The sequence below is a fragment of the Streptomyces sp. DH12 genome (assembly GCF_020873895.1).
Lineage (GTDB): Bacteria > Actinomycetota > Actinomycetes > Streptomycetales > Streptomycetaceae > Streptomyces.
The window spans coordinates 1-437 of record NZ_JAHWGT010001208.1 but is presented as its reverse complement, the minus strand read 5'-3'; the positions used below and the strand labels follow the sequence as shown (position 1 = coordinate 437).

1 pseudogene is annotated in these 437 nt (G+C 70.0%); it reads right to left on the bottom strand.

From position 1 onward, the window contains the following. Nucleotides 1-437 (bottom strand): annotated as a pseudogene (locus LPA54_RS39280) (alpha/beta hydrolase); the annotation flags it as partial.

The window sequence follows — 437 nt, the reverse complement described above, 5'->3', positions numbered from 1 at the left end:
CACCAGGATCGGGGCCGCGCCCGGAGCACTGACGTCCGGATGGTCCGCGGCGCCGGGCACCGCCCAGTCGGTGCAGGTGATCATGCCCCAGGCCATGAAGTCCCCGAAGAGCGCAGACGCCTTCCGGAACTCAGGCAGCAGCCGCTCCACGTCGGCCGGGGTGTACCGGGGTTCGGCGTCGGCGCAGTTGATGGCGACGTTGGCGGGTACCAGGTTGCTGTACTCGCCGTTCTCGCCGCGTCCGTTCATCGAGTCGGCCAGCGCCATCAGGATCGTGCCGTCGCCGTCGTACGCCTGCTCAAGGCCGTCGGTGAGGAACGCCCAGAAGTCCTTGCTGTACAGGGCCTGCGCGATCCCGCTCGTCGCCATCGTCTCGGTGAGCCGGCGGGGGAAGATCCCGGGGATGGGCCGGCGGTCAAGGTCCCGCAGCAGCGTGG